Annotated in this window: 12 protein-coding genes; 7 read left to right on the top strand and 5 right to left on the bottom strand. The window is 45.6% G+C overall.

The features are described 5' to 3' along the window. Positions 1–132 precede the first annotated feature (132 nt). Positions 133–1,416 carry a sugar ABC transporter substrate-binding protein gene (locus tag QUB77_RS07205; protein ID WP_333322887.1) on the top strand — a complete coding sequence of 428 codons (1,284 nt, stop codon included), beginning with the start codon at positions 133–135 and terminating at the stop codon, positions 1,414–1,416. 49 nt (positions 1,417–1,465) lie between these two features. On the opposite strand, the gene QUB77_RS07200 is transcribed toward QUB77_RS07205, so the two are convergent. Both QUB77_RS07200 and QUB77_RS07195 read right to left on the bottom strand, forming a co-directional pair. Further along, on the bottom strand, positions 1,466–1,897 hold the full coding sequence (locus QUB77_RS07200) for a type II toxin-antitoxin system VapC family toxin (RefSeq protein ID WP_333172335.1): 432 nt from the start codon (positions 1,895–1,897) through the stop codon (positions 1,466–1,468). Further along, a complete protein-coding gene (locus QUB77_RS07195) occupies positions 1,894–2,616 on the bottom strand; it encodes a hypothetical protein (RefSeq protein WP_333172337.1) in 723 nt (240 codons plus the stop codon). The genes QUB77_RS07200 and QUB77_RS07195 overlap by 4 nt, the downstream gene beginning before the upstream one ends. Positions 2,617–3,167: 551 nt before the next feature. Here QUB77_RS07195 and QUB77_RS07190 point away from each other — a divergent pair. Continuing rightward, positions 3,168–3,743 carry a Uma2 family endonuclease gene (locus QUB77_RS07190; RefSeq protein ID WP_333041257.1) on the top strand — a complete coding sequence of 192 codons (576 nt, stop codon included), beginning with the start codon at positions 3,168–3,170 and terminating at the stop codon, positions 3,741–3,743. Between the two features lie 5 nt (positions 3,744–3,748). Here QUB77_RS07190 and QUB77_RS07185 read toward each other — a convergent pair whose 3' ends face one another. Further along, positions 3,749–5,014 carry a folylpolyglutamate synthase/dihydrofolate synthase family protein gene (locus QUB77_RS07185; RefSeq protein WP_333172339.1) on the bottom strand — a complete coding sequence of 422 codons (1,266 nt, stop codon included), beginning with the start codon at positions 5,012–5,014 and terminating at the stop codon, positions 3,749–3,751. Positions 5,015–5,166: 152 nt separating this feature from the next. Between QUB77_RS07185 and QUB77_RS07180 the strand changes: the two genes are divergently transcribed. Then, positions 5,167–6,165: a DNA cytosine methyltransferase gene (locus QUB77_RS07180; RefSeq protein ID WP_333172341.1), complete on the top strand. Its 999-nt coding sequence runs from the start codon at positions 5,167–5,169 to the stop codon at positions 6,163–6,165. 175 nt (positions 6,166–6,340) lie between these two features. On the opposite strand, the gene QUB77_RS07175 is transcribed toward QUB77_RS07180, so the two are convergent. Both QUB77_RS07175 and rsmI read right to left on the bottom strand, forming a co-directional pair. Further along, positions 6,341–7,558 carry a glycosyltransferase gene (locus tag QUB77_RS07175; RefSeq protein ID WP_333172343.1) on the bottom strand — a complete coding sequence of 406 codons (1,218 nt, stop codon included), beginning with the start codon at positions 7,556–7,558 and terminating at the stop codon, positions 6,341–6,343. 78 nt (positions 7,559–7,636) lie between these two features. Further along, on the bottom strand, positions 7,637–8,518 hold the full coding sequence (gene rsmI, locus QUB77_RS07170; protein ID WP_333172345.1) for a 16S rRNA (cytidine(1402)-2'-O)-methyltransferase: 882 nt from the start codon (positions 8,516–8,518) through the stop codon (positions 7,637–7,639). 49 nt (positions 8,519–8,567) lie between these two features. On the opposite strand from rsmI, the gene QUB77_RS07165 reads away from it, so the two are divergent. The 4 genes from QUB77_RS07165 to QUB77_RS07150 all read left to right on the top strand — a co-directional run. Next, on the top strand, positions 8,568–9,437 hold the full coding sequence (locus QUB77_RS07165) for a sugar kinase (RefSeq protein ID WP_333172347.1): 870 nt from the start codon (positions 8,568–8,570) through the stop codon (positions 9,435–9,437). Positions 9,438–9,657: 220 nt separating this feature from the next. Further along, on the top strand, positions 9,658–10,785 hold the full coding sequence (locus QUB77_RS07160; protein ID WP_333172349.1) for a cupin-like domain-containing protein: 1,128 nt from the start codon (positions 9,658–9,660) through the stop codon (positions 10,783–10,785). 175 nt (positions 10,786–10,960) lie between these two features. Next, positions 10,961–11,839 (top strand): 3'(2'),5'-bisphosphate nucleotidase CysQ, encoded by an 879-nt coding sequence (locus tag QUB77_RS07155; RefSeq protein WP_333172351.1) that lies wholly within the window; start codon positions 10,961–10,963, stop codon positions 11,837–11,839. Between the two features lie 448 nt (positions 11,840–12,287). Continuing rightward, the coding region (locus QUB77_RS07150; RefSeq protein ID WP_333322884.1) for a DUF4347 domain-containing protein at positions 12,288–16,384 on the top strand (4,097 nt) is incomplete at its 3' end.

The raw sequence follows: 16,384 nt of genomic DNA, 5'->3' as shown, positions 1-16,384 counted from the left end.
CTGCCGATTCTGGACAAAAACAGAGTATCTCGCTCCTAGGCCCAGGTACAAACTCTGTTACTGACTCATCGCGCTTGATTCGGGCGAGCGCTTTTTTGTCTAACGGTTCCCATAACTCTCAAATTTTATTCTATGAAACGTAAATCTTGGCAACTGTTTGCTGTTTTTGGGCTAGTGGGGCTGCTGCTGGCTGCGGTGGTGAGTTGTGGCAAGCCTGCTGTTAATTCCCAGGCAAATAATACGCAGGAAATCGAGTTCTGGACTATGCAGCTTCAACCTCAGTTTACTGAGTATTTCAACAAGACGATCGCCGGTTTTGAAGCCCAAAATCCGGGGGTGAAGGTGCGCTGGGTAGACGTTCCTTGGTCGGCGATGGAAAGCAAGATTTTGGGGGCTGTTTCGGCGAAAACTGCGCCGGATGTGGTTAACCTCAATCCCGATTTTGCTTCGCTGTTGGCTGGACGCAATGCTTGGCTGGATTTGGACTCTCGGATTCCGCAGCAAGTTCGATCGACCTATCTGCCAAATATCTGGAAAGCTGGCGTACTCGACGGCAAGAGTTTTGGCATTCCTTGGTATCTCACGACTGGGGTGACAATTTACAATACGGAGTTGTTGAAGAAGGCTGGAATTGCTAAGCCTCCTGCTACTTATGCCGAGTTGGCACAGGTGGCGAAGCAGGTGAAGGAAAAGACTGGTAAGTTTGCTTTTTTTGTGACTTTTGTGCCGGAAGATTCGGCAGAAGTTTTGCAATCTTTCGTGCAGATGGGTGTGCCTTTGGTTGACGCTAAAGGCAAGGCGGCTTTTAATACTGCTAAGGGCAAAGCTGTTTTTCAGTATTGGGTAGATTTGTACAAAGACGGACTTTTGCCGCAGGATGTTTTGGTGCAGGGACATCGCAGAGCGATCGAGCTTTATCAAGCTGGGGAGACTTCTTTGTTAGCTTCCGGGCCTCAGTTTTTGAAGGCGATTGCTGAGAATGCTCCGAGTATTGGTGCTGTTTCGGCTGCTGCGCCTCAAATTACGGGGGAAACAGGCAAGAAGACTGTGGCGGTGATGAATTTGGTTGTGCCCCGCGACAGCAAGCGCCCTGATGATGCTGTCAAGTTTGCTTTGTACGTGACTAATTCTCAAAATCAGTTGGCTTTTGCTAAGGCTGCTAATGTTTTGCCTTCTACGGTTGAGGCTTTAAAGGACGATTATTTTAAGAATGTTCCGGCTGATGCTCCTGCTGCCGATCGAGCTCGGATTGTTAGTGCTTCTGGGTTGAGTTCCGCCGAGCTATTGATTCCGCCTTTGAAAGATGTTAAGAAGTTGCAAAAGGCGATTTATGACAATTTACAGGCGGCAATGTTGGGGGAGAAATCGGTAGATCAAGCTGTGGCTGATGCGGCTAAGGCTTGGGATCAAAGGTAGTTTTTAATTGAAGCTGGGGCGGGATTTTTTTTGATCTCGCCCCTTACTTTTAAGGTTGAATTGTCCAGTCTTCCTGCACTAAATCAGGCACTTGCGAAAAATCTCGGTAGTTGCGCGTAACGAGGATAGCATTATTAGCAAGTACAATAGCAGCAATCCGCAAATCTTGCGTGCCGATGCGTATTCTTTGACGAAAGAACTCAGTGTAAATAGTGGAAGCATTCTGGTCAAATTTCAGAATGTTGAGATTTTTGAAAACATCTAATGTATCCCATAACCTGGTGTAAGCCAATACTAATTTGTCCGCTTGCGAAGGTTCAGAAGCCTGTCTGATAACCTTGAACCTGCCGCGAATTACTTCCTCTACTGTTACGATAGTTACAGCAAGGTTTTCTGCGTTAACCTCGGTCCGCTGCACCATCATTGGATGATTCTTTCGCCAAAGGGAGAAACAATCCGTATCAAGTATGTATTGGCTCATTTTGTCTCAACTGCAGCGTCAATTTGACTGTAATAAGCTTCGGTTTCTGCATCGAGTTCGCGGCGATATTCTTCTATGTGTGCCAATACCTCATCGTATTGCGGATCGTTTTCATCCTTACCAGCTAACCTCACCCAAGGATTGTTCGATCGACTATTCGTGAGTTTGACAGAGACGATTTCTGCTTCGGCTAGCTGGGCATTTACTAAATCGTGAAGGTTTTGCAGTGCTTGCGATCGCGTCTCGCCAAAAGCTTTACATTCGGGCCATCCCAGCAACGCTGCACTGACTGTTCTGTCTGATTCGTTTTTAATGATTATGTGATAAGTTGAGCTGTCGAAGTCGCCCCCAAAGTTAGTGCGATCGGCTGCGCGAATGTCGCAGGTAGCGTTACCGGTTAAGAGTGTTTTTGTCTTGGCTGTCTGCTTGGTGTTTTCCTGGCGCGGCTTTTCTCTTTCTCCAATCATAAGCGGGTCTGCTTTGCGAACCGCGTTAATAGATTCGGCCCTGTTTAGTATCTCGTTGCCTTGCTGGAGGAAGTTTTCTAGTGCTTGCCAGTTCGCCGAGACAACATCTAGCTTGACTGTAGAATCGATGTTTTCCTGACGCTGCTTGATTATGTTTCGCTTTAAAAGCTCGTCAAATAGTAAAGTTTGCTCTGGGGCTGGCAAAGCTTCTATATATTCAATTAGCGTTTGCACCGATATAAGGCTGCTCATAAACTTCTATCTCTAAATTTTTCTAAACTCACTTGTATTGTAACAAAAGTTGGGATTGGGCATTGGGCATTAGACATTAATCTTTTTTGAGTTCGCCCCTTGCTTTTTTTTGCCACTTGACGTATTATTAAATAATGGGAATCTGGGCCGCCATATATATAAGCATATATAGCAATCCTTGCAGGATTCGTAATTTTTTTACCCCACCCCAACCCTCCCCTTATCAAGGGGAGGGAGTAAGAAATTCACAAATGATTGAGGATTGCTATATAAGCTTTTAAGTTATTATCGAATGATGAAATTACCGCCTCTTCACAACGCGGAGTTGGAGGAGAACTCTGGATAAGTCAATCTCGACTATTTTAGAGGTAAATGTTTGTCTATCAGAATGATCGCTCATCCCAGAAACCGAGTTTATTTATCCCGTGCGATCGCCTTTGTCAATGCAGATTGATTGATGATTTGTAGGAAGATAGCCTGAATTCATCAACTATTCAGAAATTTGACTCGTGTTAAAATCAAAGCTCAGATCGGAATAGGAGAAAATTCTTATGCCAGCGATGACACTCAAAGATTTAAACCAAGTTCAAACCCTTTTTTCCGAAGCGGGTTTAGATTACAAAATTGAACTAGAAGACGGGAGACTTTCAATTGTGGGGCCATCAGACATCGTATCCAGTGAAATCAGCAGTATTTTGATTCGCTTGCTGGGTAACTGGGTTTATCCCCGCCGCTTGGGGAGAGTCTTTGACTCCGCAGGCGGTTTCATCATGCCGGATACGAATGTCAAAGCACCGGATGTTTCTTTTGTGCGCGCCGCCCGCTTGCGCCAAAGTCCGCGTTATTTTGGAGAACTTGTCCCCGATTTGGTGGTTGAGATTAAATCTCAGAGCGATCGCATTAAGCTTATAGAAACCAAGGTTTTGAAGTTTATAGAACTGGGTGCGATTGTCGGAATTCTGATCGATCCTGATGAAGAAACAGTGACTATTTATCGCTCTACAGGTGAACCTACTGTTTTAGGAAATGGCGATATCTTAACAGTAGCAGAACTTTTTCCCGGTTGGGAATTGCCCGTTTCGGAATTGTGGCCTCCTATCTTTACTGAGGAAGAAACACAATTCTGATGCGTTTAAGCTTGGGATTGTTGTTGTTGCAGAAAATAGCCGACGAGATAAAGCGAACCGCAAAGGATTGTTAGGTTGTCGCCTGTAACAGCAGCATCTAAAGCTGTTGTTAAGTCGGGGAAGGCTTGACAGAGAGTTAATTCGGGACAGATAATTTGAGCTAGGGCGGCTAATTCTGCAGGGGATGATGAGTTTTGATCGGGTACGGGTACTAAGTAAAGCCGATCGCCCTTTTTGAGTAATGCTTTCAAAATATCTTCGCAGTCTTTAGTCGCCAGAATGCCGATTACCCAGTTAATCGGTGACGGGCGATCGTTCGGGCGATCGACATATTCACGCAGGGCGATCGCTGCGGCGGGGTTGTGCGCGCCGTCAATTAATATATTGCGACTTTTCCAAGTTGTCTGCTGGAGTCTTCCGGGCCATTGGGTTTTGGCGATACCGTTTTCGATGGCTGTTGGGGAAATTTGCCATCCTTGGTTTTGGAGAGTTTGCAAAGTTGCGATCGCAATTGCTGAATTCATTAGTTGAATTTTTCCCAGCAGCGGCAATTGATATTTTATTTTAAGCGCATCTTGATTTAACTGATATTCTGCGAATCCTTGTCCTAAATCTATTGCTGGTTTTACCCAAGTTGCCGGACAATCTAATTCTTGAATACGTTTTTCTACTATTATTCTAGCACATTCTGGCAATTCTCCGATAACTGCCGGACATTTGGATTTAAGAATTCCCGCTTTTTCCCCAGCAATATCAGCGACGGTGGGGCCGAGTATTTGCCAGTGTTCGAGACTGATAGAAGTAATGACGCTAGCGAGAGGTGTTTCGCAAACGTTGGTCGCGTCTAATCTACCGCCTAATCCAGTTTCTATGACTGCAATATCTGCTTTTTGTTCGGCGAAATACAGCCAAGCTGCGGCGGTGATTATTTCAAATTGAGTGGGAGTTTCGGTGTTGTTTTCGGTGGCGGCGACAACTCGTTCTAGACACTCTTGCAATTCTGTTGGGGAAATCGGTTTTTGGTTGATGCAAATTCTTTCTGTCCAATCGATTAGGTGCGGGGATGTGTAGCGTCCAACTCGATAGCCTGCTTCTGTTAGTACGGAAGAGAGATAAGCGCAAACGGAACCTTTGCCATTGGTGCCTGCAATGTGGATAATGGGTACTTTTTGGTGGGGGTTGTCTAGTTTTTCTAGAAGTTGTTTGATTCTTTCTAGGCCGAGGTGGACGCCGAAGTGTTGGTAGGATTGGAGGAGGGATTCTGCATTCATTGAGGATGATAAATTCTGTTTGTGTGTGAATTAGATTTTTTTTATTAACCGCAGAGGGCGCAGAGGGCGCAGAGTGAGAGAAGAAAGAGAGAGATATCTAAGAAAAGAGAGGTTTATAATTGATTCATTGTATTTATTGCGGGTAAAAAAAGGTGGCTTTGGATATTATTTCTCTGTTTTCTGGTTGTGGCGGGTTGGATTTGGGTTTTCGCTTAGCTGGGTTTAATCCGGTTTGGGCGAATGAATATGATAAGTCTATTTGGGATACATATAATTTCAATCATCCTGAAACTATTTTAGATCGCAGAGATATCAGAAAAATTAATTCTGATGAAATTCCCCACTGTATTGGGATTATCGGCGGCCCGCCTTGTCAAAGTTGGAGTGAAGCGGGGGCTAAACGGGGGATTGATGACAGTCGGGGTCAACTTTTCTGGGAGTATATCAGAATTGTGCGAGACAAGCAGCCTTTGTTTTTTTTAGCTGAGAATGTTAGCGGTATTTTGGCTCCCAGAAACAAAGAAGCTTTCACTTATATATTATCGCAGTTTGAGGCGATCGGATATCGGGTTTCGTACAAGTTGGTGAATGCTAGAAATTTTGGTGTTCCCCAAGATAGGCAAAGGGTGATTGTTGTTGGCTATCGGGAAACTCTGGGTTTTGGTTTTGAGTTTCCCGAACCGGAAACCGAGGTTTTGACGCTGAAAGATGCGATTTTTGATTTGCAGGCGATCGCGCCAATGTCAGTTAAGGCTAAATTAGATAATTATCACGATTCTGTCCCAAATCACGAATGTGCGGATTTGGGGTTTTCCAGCCTTTATATGTCGCGCAATCGAGTGCGAAGTTGGTCGGAACCTTCGTTTACTATTCAGGCAAGCGGCAGACACGCGCCTCTCCATCCTCAAGCTAGTAAAATGATTCTGGTTGGCAAAGATAAACGCATTTTTGACCCCAATTCGCCTCAGCCTTACCGTCGGCTTTCTGTGCGAGAGTGCGCGAGAGTTCAGACTTTCCCGGATGAGTTTATTTTTAAGTACAAGTATATTGCTGATGGATACAAAATGGTCGGCAATGCTGTTCCTGTAAATTTAGCAAGAGTTTTGGCAAGTAAGATTTTTGAGGATATTGTCTTAGGGCATAGGGCATAGTCATTGGTGTCAACTTAAGCCGACCACTTGCCAGTCCGCCAGGGAATGAATTCCACGGGGCTTGCGAAAGTTTTCGCTATGAGGACTAATCTCAAATCCCGTTGACATCAGAATTATTCATCTCTCTCTACTCTTCCTCTGTGTCCTCTGTGGTTTCATCATTCCGAATTATCTGTCATTGAAACTTGGTTAACTCGCCAAGGTTTTGCTGAATCGCATTTATTCCGCGAATATGAGACAGCGGGGAACCTCCGTACAAAAAGCTATTCAAACTAACTTGATAATTTTGTTGAACTGCTAAGTCCAGCCACAAATTGTTAATCGCATCTCCGGGCTTGTAGTCTGGAATGTTGTGCTGATAGTAAGGAAAACTGTCTATACAAGTATTGAAAAAGTTCTTGCGGCCGCAATGCTTTAAATACTGATATCGCGGTTTGAATTCTGTTTGATTTTCCAATACTGTATATATAGTATCTGCGAGAGATTCTGGGTCGAATTTGGCGTAAAGACCCGCACCTTCGGGGAAAACTGGCGAGTTTCCTCTGGCGTATTGGTTGAATTCTTCAAAACAAATTACTGGTACGTTGCAACTCATGGCTTCGGTAATGCCCCGGTTTTTTCCTTCGAGGAGGGAACCAAGGACGAATGCTTGCGCCCGCGAATAATATGTGGGGATTTTGCTGTAGTAGTCTACTCTCGGCACTAAGTTTATGTAGTCGGAGGGATGGGTTAAAATTTCCTCGACTTGTTGCCATTCTTTTAAGGCGTACTGGTCGAGAGTTTTCAGGTCGCTTGCATTAAATTCGTGGCCGGTGACTACTGTTAATTTAATCGGTTTTTGCGGATATTTTTGGCGGTAAACTTTTAAGGCTTTGGCTATGATTGGCAAATTTTTTTCTTCCGAGAGTCGGGCGACGGCGAGGAGGTCGATGTCTTTGGCGGGGACGTTGCGCGGCGAAATTAAGTATTCGTTGATGAAGTCGGTGTCTTGCAGTGGTATGATTGGTTTGTGGGCGCGATCGACATAAGTTTCGCGAAACCACTTTTCTCGCTGCGGGTTTTTGTATAAACTAGAGTAGGCGTCAGCTATGGGGGCCCAGGAGTAGGAGATTCCGGGGGAATAGGCGAAGGATAAAAATACTGAGGAAAGTTGGGGAAATAGTTTGTTTATGAGTTCGACTCCTTCGCTGAAGTAAATTCCTTTGATGAAACGCCCTTCGTAAAACAGTGGGGGAAGCAAGACGTAGAAACTGACGGTATCGAAGCGGTGGGGTTGGTCTTCAAATATCTCCCAGGTAAAGGCGTCTAAGTCTGCATAAATTTCGGCGATTGGTTTGTTGATGTGGGGGTTGCGTAAATATGGTTTTTGTCGATCGTAGTTTCCGCGTACCATATAATTATGAGTGTGAGTATCTAGCTTTTTTTATTTAACCGCAGAGGGCGCAGAGGGCGCAGAGAAGAAGAGAGATATTCACAATTCATCTAAGGGTTGTTCTAGTGATTCATTGTCGCCAATTGTGAGGGCGAGTTGGTAGATTTGGCGGCGGGGGAGGGATGTTTGTTGCGCTAGCTGGCGGCTGGCTTGGGAACGACTTATGCCTTCTGCAATTAATGTTTGCAATTCTGCTTTGATGGCGTCTTCGGAAAATATTGGGGCTGCTGTTTGGATGCCGGCTATTACGAGGGTAAATTCTCCCTGGGGTTCGCGATTGGTGTAAAGCTCGATCGCACTTTCTATACTACCACGCCCAAACTCTTCGTGCATTTTAGTTAGCTCTCTCGCCAGCACAATCTGTCTGTCGCTTCCCAAAGTATTTGCTAAATCTTGTAAAGTTTGCCGCAATCGGTGGGGAGATTCGTATAATATTATAGTGCGGGATTCTATTTGCAAAGCTTCTAAACTTTGTTGGCGTTCTTGACCTTTCACGGGCAAAAAACCTTCAAATACAAATCTTTCTGTGGGTAATCCTGATGCAGTTATGCCAACAATGCAGGCGGTCGGGCCGGGAATCGGAATGATGTTAATATTAGCATCGGCGCAGGCTTTGACTAACTCGTACCCGGGGTCAGAAATTCCCGGCATTCCGGCATCCGTGACGAGGGCGATATCTTTGCCTAAATGGAGTTTGTCGATGAGTTCGGGAAGTCGCTGGTGTTGGTTGTGTTCGTGATAGCTGATTTGGGGCGTTTTTATTTGGAAATGTTGCAAAAGTTTGCCTGTATGGCGGGTATCTTCGGCGGCGATGAAGTCTGCTGTTTGCAAGATTCGGATGGCCCGAAAGGTCATGTCTTCGAGGTTGCCGATCGGGGTTCCTACGATGTAAAGTGTTCCTGTATTGGGATTCGCTTGCATTTTAAGAGTGGGATTTTTTAACCGCAGATGAACGCGGATTAACGCAGATATGAAAACGGGATTGTTTTTGGGATTGGCGACTTTAGATTTAGTTTATTTGGCCCAGAAGCCGCCGGGTGAAAATCAGAAAGTTGTTGCTTCTGATTGTACCATTGCTGCGGGCGGGCCGGCGGCCAATGCTGCGGTCACTTTTAGCTATTTGGGGAATGCGGCGGTATGGGCTGGGGTTTTGGGCACTCACGCGATCGCCCAATTAATTCGTGCAGACTTAGCGGAGTATAATGTCAGAATAATTGATTTGGAGCCCGGGCGATCGCACTCGCCGCCAGTTTCCTCGATTATTGTAACTGAAGCAACGGGCGATCGATCGGTAATTTCGATCAATGCTACGAAATCGCAAGTTGACAGTCAAACAATTAACCCGGATATTTTAACCTCCGTTAATATTGTACTGGTTGACGGACATCAAATCGCAGCCAGCAAAGAAATTGCTCAACTTGCCAAGTCAAAAAACATTCCCATTGTCCTCGACGGCGGCAGTTGGAAACCCGGATTAGAAGAAATATTGCCTTTCGTGGAATGGGCGGTATGTTCCGAAAATTTTCATCCACCAGAGTGCAAAAATTCCGAACAAGTCTTTGCTTACCTGTCAGCAGCCGGAATTTCCCATATTGCCATCACTCGCGGCGAAAAATCGATTTTATACTTCAGCAAGGGCAGTTACGGCACTGTAGAAATACCTCAAATTCAAGCCACAGATACTTTAGGCGCTGGCGACATCTTTCACGGGGCTTTCTGTCACTACATTTTGCAAACTAACTTTACCGATACTCTCACCGCAGCAGCTAAAATCGCTGCCCATTCCTGCAAAAACTTCGGAACCCGCGCCTGGATGAATAAGGGTTCATTTAAAATTTAAATTAACCAAACTATCCGGTTAAAACCGCTCAAAGCTAGAAAAGTTGAACAGGCAACACTTGTTGAGTTAAAATCCTGACAGCAACCTCGACAAAATTTGTGAACTTCCCTCTTCTCTTCCTTCGCGCCCTTAGCGCCTTCGCGGTTCGTTAGCAAAATTGCTATATTAGTAAGACAAGTTAAAGTCACACAAAACACTCCCAAAACAACATATCCGAATCATGCCTGACACCCAACCTCTAAGTATCACCCTTCCCCCTTTACGGATTACCCTAAGCGAGCAACAACAGGTTAATCTAGAATGGCTGACGCAAAACTTGCCCAATCTACTCGCAGCGCCAAGCAAACCAGAAGTCCCCGATAATATGAAACAGTGGGTGGCGGCTAACAAATTATTAAATCAACCCGACGCCGAAATAATTCAAGCCTTAATAAATACCGGCATAGACGCGGAAACAGCCACCGCAGAAGTTAGGGAAATTTCATCTCATCCCTACTTTCAAGCAGGCAGTCAGTACGTGCAGTTATTGCAGAAATTAGAATCGCATCTCAGGATTAGCAATCAATTAGCTGCTTTGTCTTCCAAGTTTGGCACAATAGACCGCAAAAGCAGCCTTTCTAGAGAGTATTTTCTCGAAAATTACTACGCCAAAAATACTCCAGTAATTATTACCAATATTATGCACAACTGGAAAGCTTTGCAGTTGTGGACGCCGGAGTATTTGCAGCAAAAATATGGCGATGCAGAGGTACAAATTCAAGCCAACCGCAACTCAGACCCGAATTACGAAATCAAAATAGAAAATCACAAAAAAATTGTTTTGTTCCGCAAATATGTAGAGATGGTGGTCAAGGGCGGGCCTAGCAACGACTACTACATGGTTGCTAACAACAAAACTCTGGAAAGAGAGGAATTTAAACCGCTATTCAACGACATTGAAATTTTCCCAGAATACCTAAATCCAACGGACACAAAAGGCAGAGTTTTCTTTTGGTTCGGCCCGAAAGGCACGATTACACCGCTGCACCATGACCCAGTTAATTTAATTTTAGCTCAAGTGTCGGGTCGCAAACTAATTAAGTTGATTTCTCCCCAACAAACACCTCTGCTTTACAATCACGTCGGAGTTTTCAGCAAAGTTGACGGCGAAAACCCCGATTATGACAAATACCCGCTTTACAGAGATGCGAAAATTATTGAAGTGATTTTGGAACCGGGAGAAGCTATCTTTATTCCGGTCGGTTGGTGGCATCATGTAAAATCATTGGAAGTTAGTATTTCGGTTTCGTTTACTAATTTTGTGTTTCCTAATTATTATGAATGGAAATATCCTCATATTAATTGGTAATCAGGAATCACTTGAATCTCTATCTGTAGGGTGCGCAGTGCGCACCTTACTAATTGGTAATCAGGAATCACTTGAATCTCTATCAGTAGGGTGCGCAGTGCGCACCTTACTGATACCTACACTCGTTACCCACTCAATCTGCGTTAATCAGCGTTCATATGTGGTTAAATAAAAAATGAAAACTCTCGAAGAATTAAGCGCAATTTCGCGATCGATCGCCTGGAGTGCATCAGATATCCTACAATCCTATTATCGCCAGGATTCCAGCACTCCTAACCTCGACATCCAAGAGAAAAAAGATGGCCCCGTCACCGCCGCCGATGTCGCAGTCAATTCTTACATTCTCGACGAATTGCAGTCGGCTTTAGGGAATGCAGAATTTGGCTATCTCAGCGAAGAAACTTACAAATCTTATTTAGAAACTTATGGCAAAGTTCCCTTACCTCAAAGTTGGGTTTGGATTATTGACCCGTTGGACGGAACGCGAGATTTTATTGACAGGACAGGTGAATTTGCCGTTCACATTGCTTTAGCATACCAGGGAAGACCAGTATTGGCAGTTGTGGCTTGGCCCGAACAGCAAAAGATTTATTACGCGGTGCAAAATGCTGGCGCTTTTATGGAAAATCGGGACGGTTCTGCGGTAAAATTGCAAGTTTCGGCGCGCAATATAGTGGCAGATTTATCTATAGTAACCAGCCGCAGTCACCGGGGCGATCGCTTTAATCAATTGTTACAAAAACTTCCTTGTCAAAATCAAGTAGCTGTCGGCAGTATCGGCTGTAAAATTGCGACAATTGTCGAACAAAAGGCTGATGTTTATATTGCGCTTTCGGGAAAGTCTGCACCGAAAGATTGGGATTTAGCGGCACCGGAATTAATTTTGACGGAAGCGGGCGGCCGATTTACTCGTTTTGACGGTTCTACTTTGCAATATAACCGGGGAGATGTGAGTCAGTGGGGGGGATTGTTGGCGAGTAATGGTTGCTGTCACGGGGCTATTTGCAGGGAAGCTGAGGGGATTTTGGCAGAGATAGATTCGGGTTTGAAGTAAGTCCGCGCGTGCGAAGCTATCTCGTAGGGAATCACCCTTAAAAAGGGTCACGGATAACTCATAGGGACGGGTTTTACCAAAAATAATTGCCTAATCGTAAACCCGCCCCCACCCTTGCGCGAAAGTCCGCGTGGGGTTGAAACGAACGCCGGAACCGCATCGCAGATATGTATCAAAAATCCCGCTCTTAATATTTCAGTCTCATTACACTTGTGATGGAATTTTTTTTGTGTTATGTGAGCGACTTCGCGATCGCTCATACGCAATATTACTTAATAAAATTTCCCAACTTTATCAAAACTTTAATTAAATAGTGGTTTATAAAGAAAAATTTATATAGATTTTCTGAAAAAACAGTTATGGTTACTACAACCTTGAGAAAGAGTTTCCGATGCAAGTCGCGAAACAGGGGAATTATTGTCTTTTTTTAGCTATTAGTAGGTGCAGTATGCCAAATTTAAATATTCCAGTTTCAGTAAGCTCGATCGCCTTTATCGACACTAAAGTAGAAAATTATCAAAGTTTGATCGCTGGGGTAAAACCGGGTACGGAAGTAGTCGTTTTGGATGAGAACCGGGATGCGATCAACCAAATTACTCAAATTTTAGCTCTTCGTACCAATATTGACAGCATTCACATAGTTTCTCACGGTGCTCCGGGTAGCTTGCAACTGGGTAATGGCTGCTTGAGTGCAGATAATGTGGAAGCTTATTCCGAGAAATTGCAGGAGTGGCGGAGTTCTTTAACTGTTGATGCGGACATTCTGATTTATGGTTGTAATGTCGCATCAGCAACTCGCGCTTGTCCGAAAGTCCGCCAGGGAATGAATTCCCTGGCTCAAAGCGAAAGTCGGTTGAAACCGACTGAAAACAACCTCAATAAACAGTCCTCTTCAGAGGACTTGCACTATGAGACGGGGAATTCATTCCCCGGCGGTATCGGCGAACAAGCGAGAGATTTAGATGTAGATTTAGATATAGATGGTGTAGCCTTCATCCACCGCATCGCCCAACTCACAAATGCCAATGTTGCGGCTTCCCAAAACCTCACGGGAAGTGTAGCCAAAGGCGGCGACTGGGAACTGGAAGTCAGAACCGGGAAAATTGAAACACCGCTGGTATTTGAAGCCGATGTGTTAGCCGGTTACGAGTACGTTTTAAATAGTTTTGATGCAGCTACAAATTTTGGCGCAGGGTCAGGTCCCAGAGGTATTAATGTAGGGGATTTCAACGCTGATACTTTCCCCGACTTAGTAGTAACAAACCAGAATGATGACAACGTTTCAATTGTGTTAGGGGATGGCACCGGGGGTTTTGGCACAGCTACCAACTTTGCCGTAGGTTTAAGTCCGCTTTATGTCACATCGGGACTGTTTAACAATGACAATTTTCCCGACTTAGCAGTAGTAAATAGTAGTAATATCTCAATTCTGTTAGCAAATGATACGGGCGGCTTCTATTTAGGTAATGATTTCAATGTGGGTAATACTCCCCTTTCAATAGCTGTCGGGAACTTTAACGCTGACACTTTCCTCGATTTAGCAGTGGTAAACGCTAACCCTCAAGGTGCTTCTGGTAGCGTCTCAATTTTGTTGGGAAATGGTGCTGGCAGCTTTGGGGCTGCCACTAATTTCAATGTTGGTGCCATTCCTGGTTCCGTTGTTGTAGGCAACTTTAACGCTGACAGTTTCCCCGACTTAGCGGTTGGCAACAGCTTCTCTAATAATGTCTCAATTCTGTTAGGAAATGGTACGGGCGGATTTGGTGTAGCTACTAATTTTGGGGATGTGCCAACTCCAAATTCGATCGCCACTGGGGACTTTAACGGAGACACTTACCTCGACTTGGCCACAGCTAATGGCAGCTCTAACAGTGTCTCAATTCTACTGGGAAATGGCACGGGCGGCTTTGGGGAGGCCACTAATGTTAGCGGGGGGGCAGGGCTTTCCGGCATTGTGGCGAAAGACTTTAGCGGAGACGGCCAACTTGACTTAGCAGTAACAGGAACCAGCGGCGCTGCAATTTTAGTAGGCAACGGCAATGGCAGTTTTAGTACACCCATTAACTTTGCTGTGGGGACAAGTCCAACTTCCATTATTGCAGGCAACTTTAATGCTGATACTCTCCCGGATTTGGCAGTAACGAACAACGGTTCAGATAACGTTTCTGTCATCCTGAATACACCCACTACGGTATCCTTCGTTCCTCCTAATGTAGGTAACACTTACAACGTTAATGAAGGCACGACAGACACAGTAATTAATGTCCCGGTTACTATCAGCGGTGGCACTCCTTTAAGTGATGTAATTGTACCAATTGTTATCGATCCCAGCAGCACTGCTACTCAAGGTGCAGACTACACTCTTTCAACTACATCCCTTACTTTCTCTGCAGGCACTACTACCCTCACCCAGAATATTGCAGTAACTATTAAAGCTGACAATATCGTTGACAGTAACGAACAATTAGTTCTCAATTTTGGCACAATTACAGGCGGTGTTGCCGATACGAGTCAAGGAAAAGTGGCAATATTGGACAGAAATAGTTCTTATACTATTGTCGCCGACAATCCCACCGTTACCGAAGGGAATTCTGGCGCTACTCCGGCCACATTTACTATTACTCGTAATGGCAGCACGGAACTTTGGAGCACGGTAGATTATACGATCGCCGGAACTGCTGCCAACGGCACTGATTACAACAATATCGGCGGTACTTCTGGGGCAACTGCTGCTACTGGCAAAATTAGTTTTGCCGAGGGCGAAACATCCAAAACTATTACTTTGGATGTGTTGGCAGACGGATTAATTGAACCTGACGAAACGATCGCAATTACGCTATCTAATCCTGTTTCACCGGGTGGCGCGCCGACAATTCCGACGGCAACTGCTACAACTACGATCGCAAATGAGGACGCTGCCGGTTTCAGCATTGCACCTACAAACATCACTGCTACAGAAGGTGGCGCAACTGGCAGTTACAAAGTCAAGCTAACTTCGGAACCTTCTGCATCGGTTAACATTAGCTTTAATACTGGCAATGCAATTAGCCCGATCGCCACACCGATTACTTTTGACAGCACTAACTGGAATGTCGATCAAACTGTGACTGTTAGTGCGATCGACGACAATGTAGCACAAGGAACCCACAGCGGCACGATCGCTCACACAGTTACCAGTACCGATGCCAGTTATAACGCCAAAGCGATGGCCGATGTGACGGCATCGATTACTGATAACGATAGTCCCGGTGTTTCCATCGTGCAATCGGCAGGCAGTACAAATATTGGTGAAGGCGGTGCAACGGCTACCTACGGCGTGGTTTTGACTACCGCACCTGCTGCCAACGTTACCATTAATTTTGAGACGGGCAGTCAAATTAGTGCGATCGCACCTCTGACTTTCACCCCCAGTAATTGGAATGTTGCTCAAAATGTGACCGTTAGTGCGATCGAGAACAGCATAGCCGAAGGAACCCACAGCGGCACGATTGCTCACACTTCTGTCAGTGACGATACTTTGTATAATGGGCTGACGATTTCTCCTGTGACTGCCACGATTGCTGACAACGATACCGCAGGCGTGACTATTTCAGCTACGAGTACAACTGCTACCGAAGGATTGGCGAGCACGTACAGCGTTAAGTTAAAATCCGAGCCGATCGCGCCTGTGACGGTTAGTTTCGCTACAGGGGATCAAATAAATGCGATCGCCGCAATTACTTTTGACAGCACTAACTGGAATGTGGATCAGACTGTCACTGTGAGTGCGATCGAGGACAGCATAGCCCAAGGAACCCGCAGCGGCACGATTACTCACACTTCTGCCAGCACAGATACTAAGTATAATGCGCTGACGATTTCTCCTGTGACTGCCACGATTGCTGACAACGATACCGCAGGTGTGAGTATTTCACCAACGAGTACAACTGCTACCGAAGGCGGTGCAACAGGCACTTACAGCGTTCAACTAACTTCTGTGCCCACGGCCCCTGTTACCATTAGTTTCGCCAATGGCGATGAAATTAATGCGATCGCTGATGTTACCTTCGACTATACTAACTGGAATGTCGCGAAAGCAGTGACTGTAACGGCTACAGACGATGCGGTTGTTGAAGGAAATCATACAGGCAGTATTTCTCATACGGCCCAGAGTGCTGATACTAAGTATAGTGCGATCCCGATTCCGGGGGTGACAGTGGCGATTACAGATAACGATGTAGCGCCACCACCGCCGCCGACGCCGACACCAACTCCGACGCCAACAACTGTTACACCGACGCCGACGCCGACTCCGACGCCAACAATTGATACGCCGACGCCGACACCAACTCCGACGCCAACAATTGATACGCCGACACCGACTCCGACGCCAACAATTGATACGCCGACGCCGACTCCGACGCCAACAATTGATACGCCAACAATTGATACGCCGACTCCGACGCCAACAACTGTTACACCGACGCCGACGCCGACTCCGACGCCAACAACTGTTACACCGACGCCGACGCCGACTCCGACGCCAACAACTGTTACACCGACGCC

Origin of the sequence: Microcoleus sp. AT9b-C3 (assembly GCF_036705485.1) — a bacterium.
Lineage (GTDB): Bacteria > Cyanobacteriota > Cyanobacteriia > Cyanobacteriales > Microcoleaceae > Microcoleus.
The sequence above is the reverse complement of the archived record's forward strand: the minus strand, read 5'-3'. Positions and strand labels throughout refer to the sequence as shown.

Excerpts from the sequence above, each read along its gene's own strand:
- QUB77_RS07165 (WP_333172347.1), top strand. The coding sequence starts at position 8,568 with ATGAAAACGGGATTGTTTTTGGGATTGGCGACTTTAGATTTAGTTTAT.
- QUB77_RS07185 (WP_333172339.1), bottom strand. The coding sequence starts at position 5,014 with ATGAATGCAGAATCCCTCCTCCAATCCTACCAACACTTCGGCGTCCAC.
- QUB77_RS07195 (WP_333172337.1), bottom strand. The coding sequence starts at position 2,616 with ATGAGCAGCCTTATATCGGTGCAAACGCTAATTGAATATATAGAAGCT.
- QUB77_RS07175 (WP_333172343.1), bottom strand. The coding sequence starts at position 7,558 with ATGGTACGCGGAAACTACGATCGACAAAAACCATATTTACGCAACCCC.
- rsmI (WP_333172345.1), bottom strand. The coding sequence starts at position 8,518 with ATGCAAGCGAATCCCAATACAGGAACACTTTACATCGTAGGAACCCCG.
- QUB77_RS07200 (WP_333172335.1), bottom strand. The coding sequence starts at position 1,897 with ATGAGCCAATACATACTTGATACGGATTGTTTCTCCCTTTGGCGAAAG.
- QUB77_RS07190 (WP_333041257.1), top strand. The coding sequence starts at position 3,168 with ATGCCAGCGATGACACTCAAAGATTTAAACCAAGTTCAAACCCTTTTT.
- QUB77_RS07155 (WP_333172351.1), top strand. The coding sequence starts at position 10,961 with ATGAAAACTCTCGAAGAATTAAGCGCAATTTCGCGATCGATCGCCTGG.
- QUB77_RS07160 (WP_333172349.1), top strand. The coding sequence starts at position 9,658 with ATGCCTGACACCCAACCTCTAAGTATCACCCTTCCCCCTTTACGGATT.
- QUB77_RS07205 (WP_333322887.1), top strand. The coding sequence starts at position 133 with ATGAAACGTAAATCTTGGCAACTGTTTGCTGTTTTTGGGCTAGTGGGG.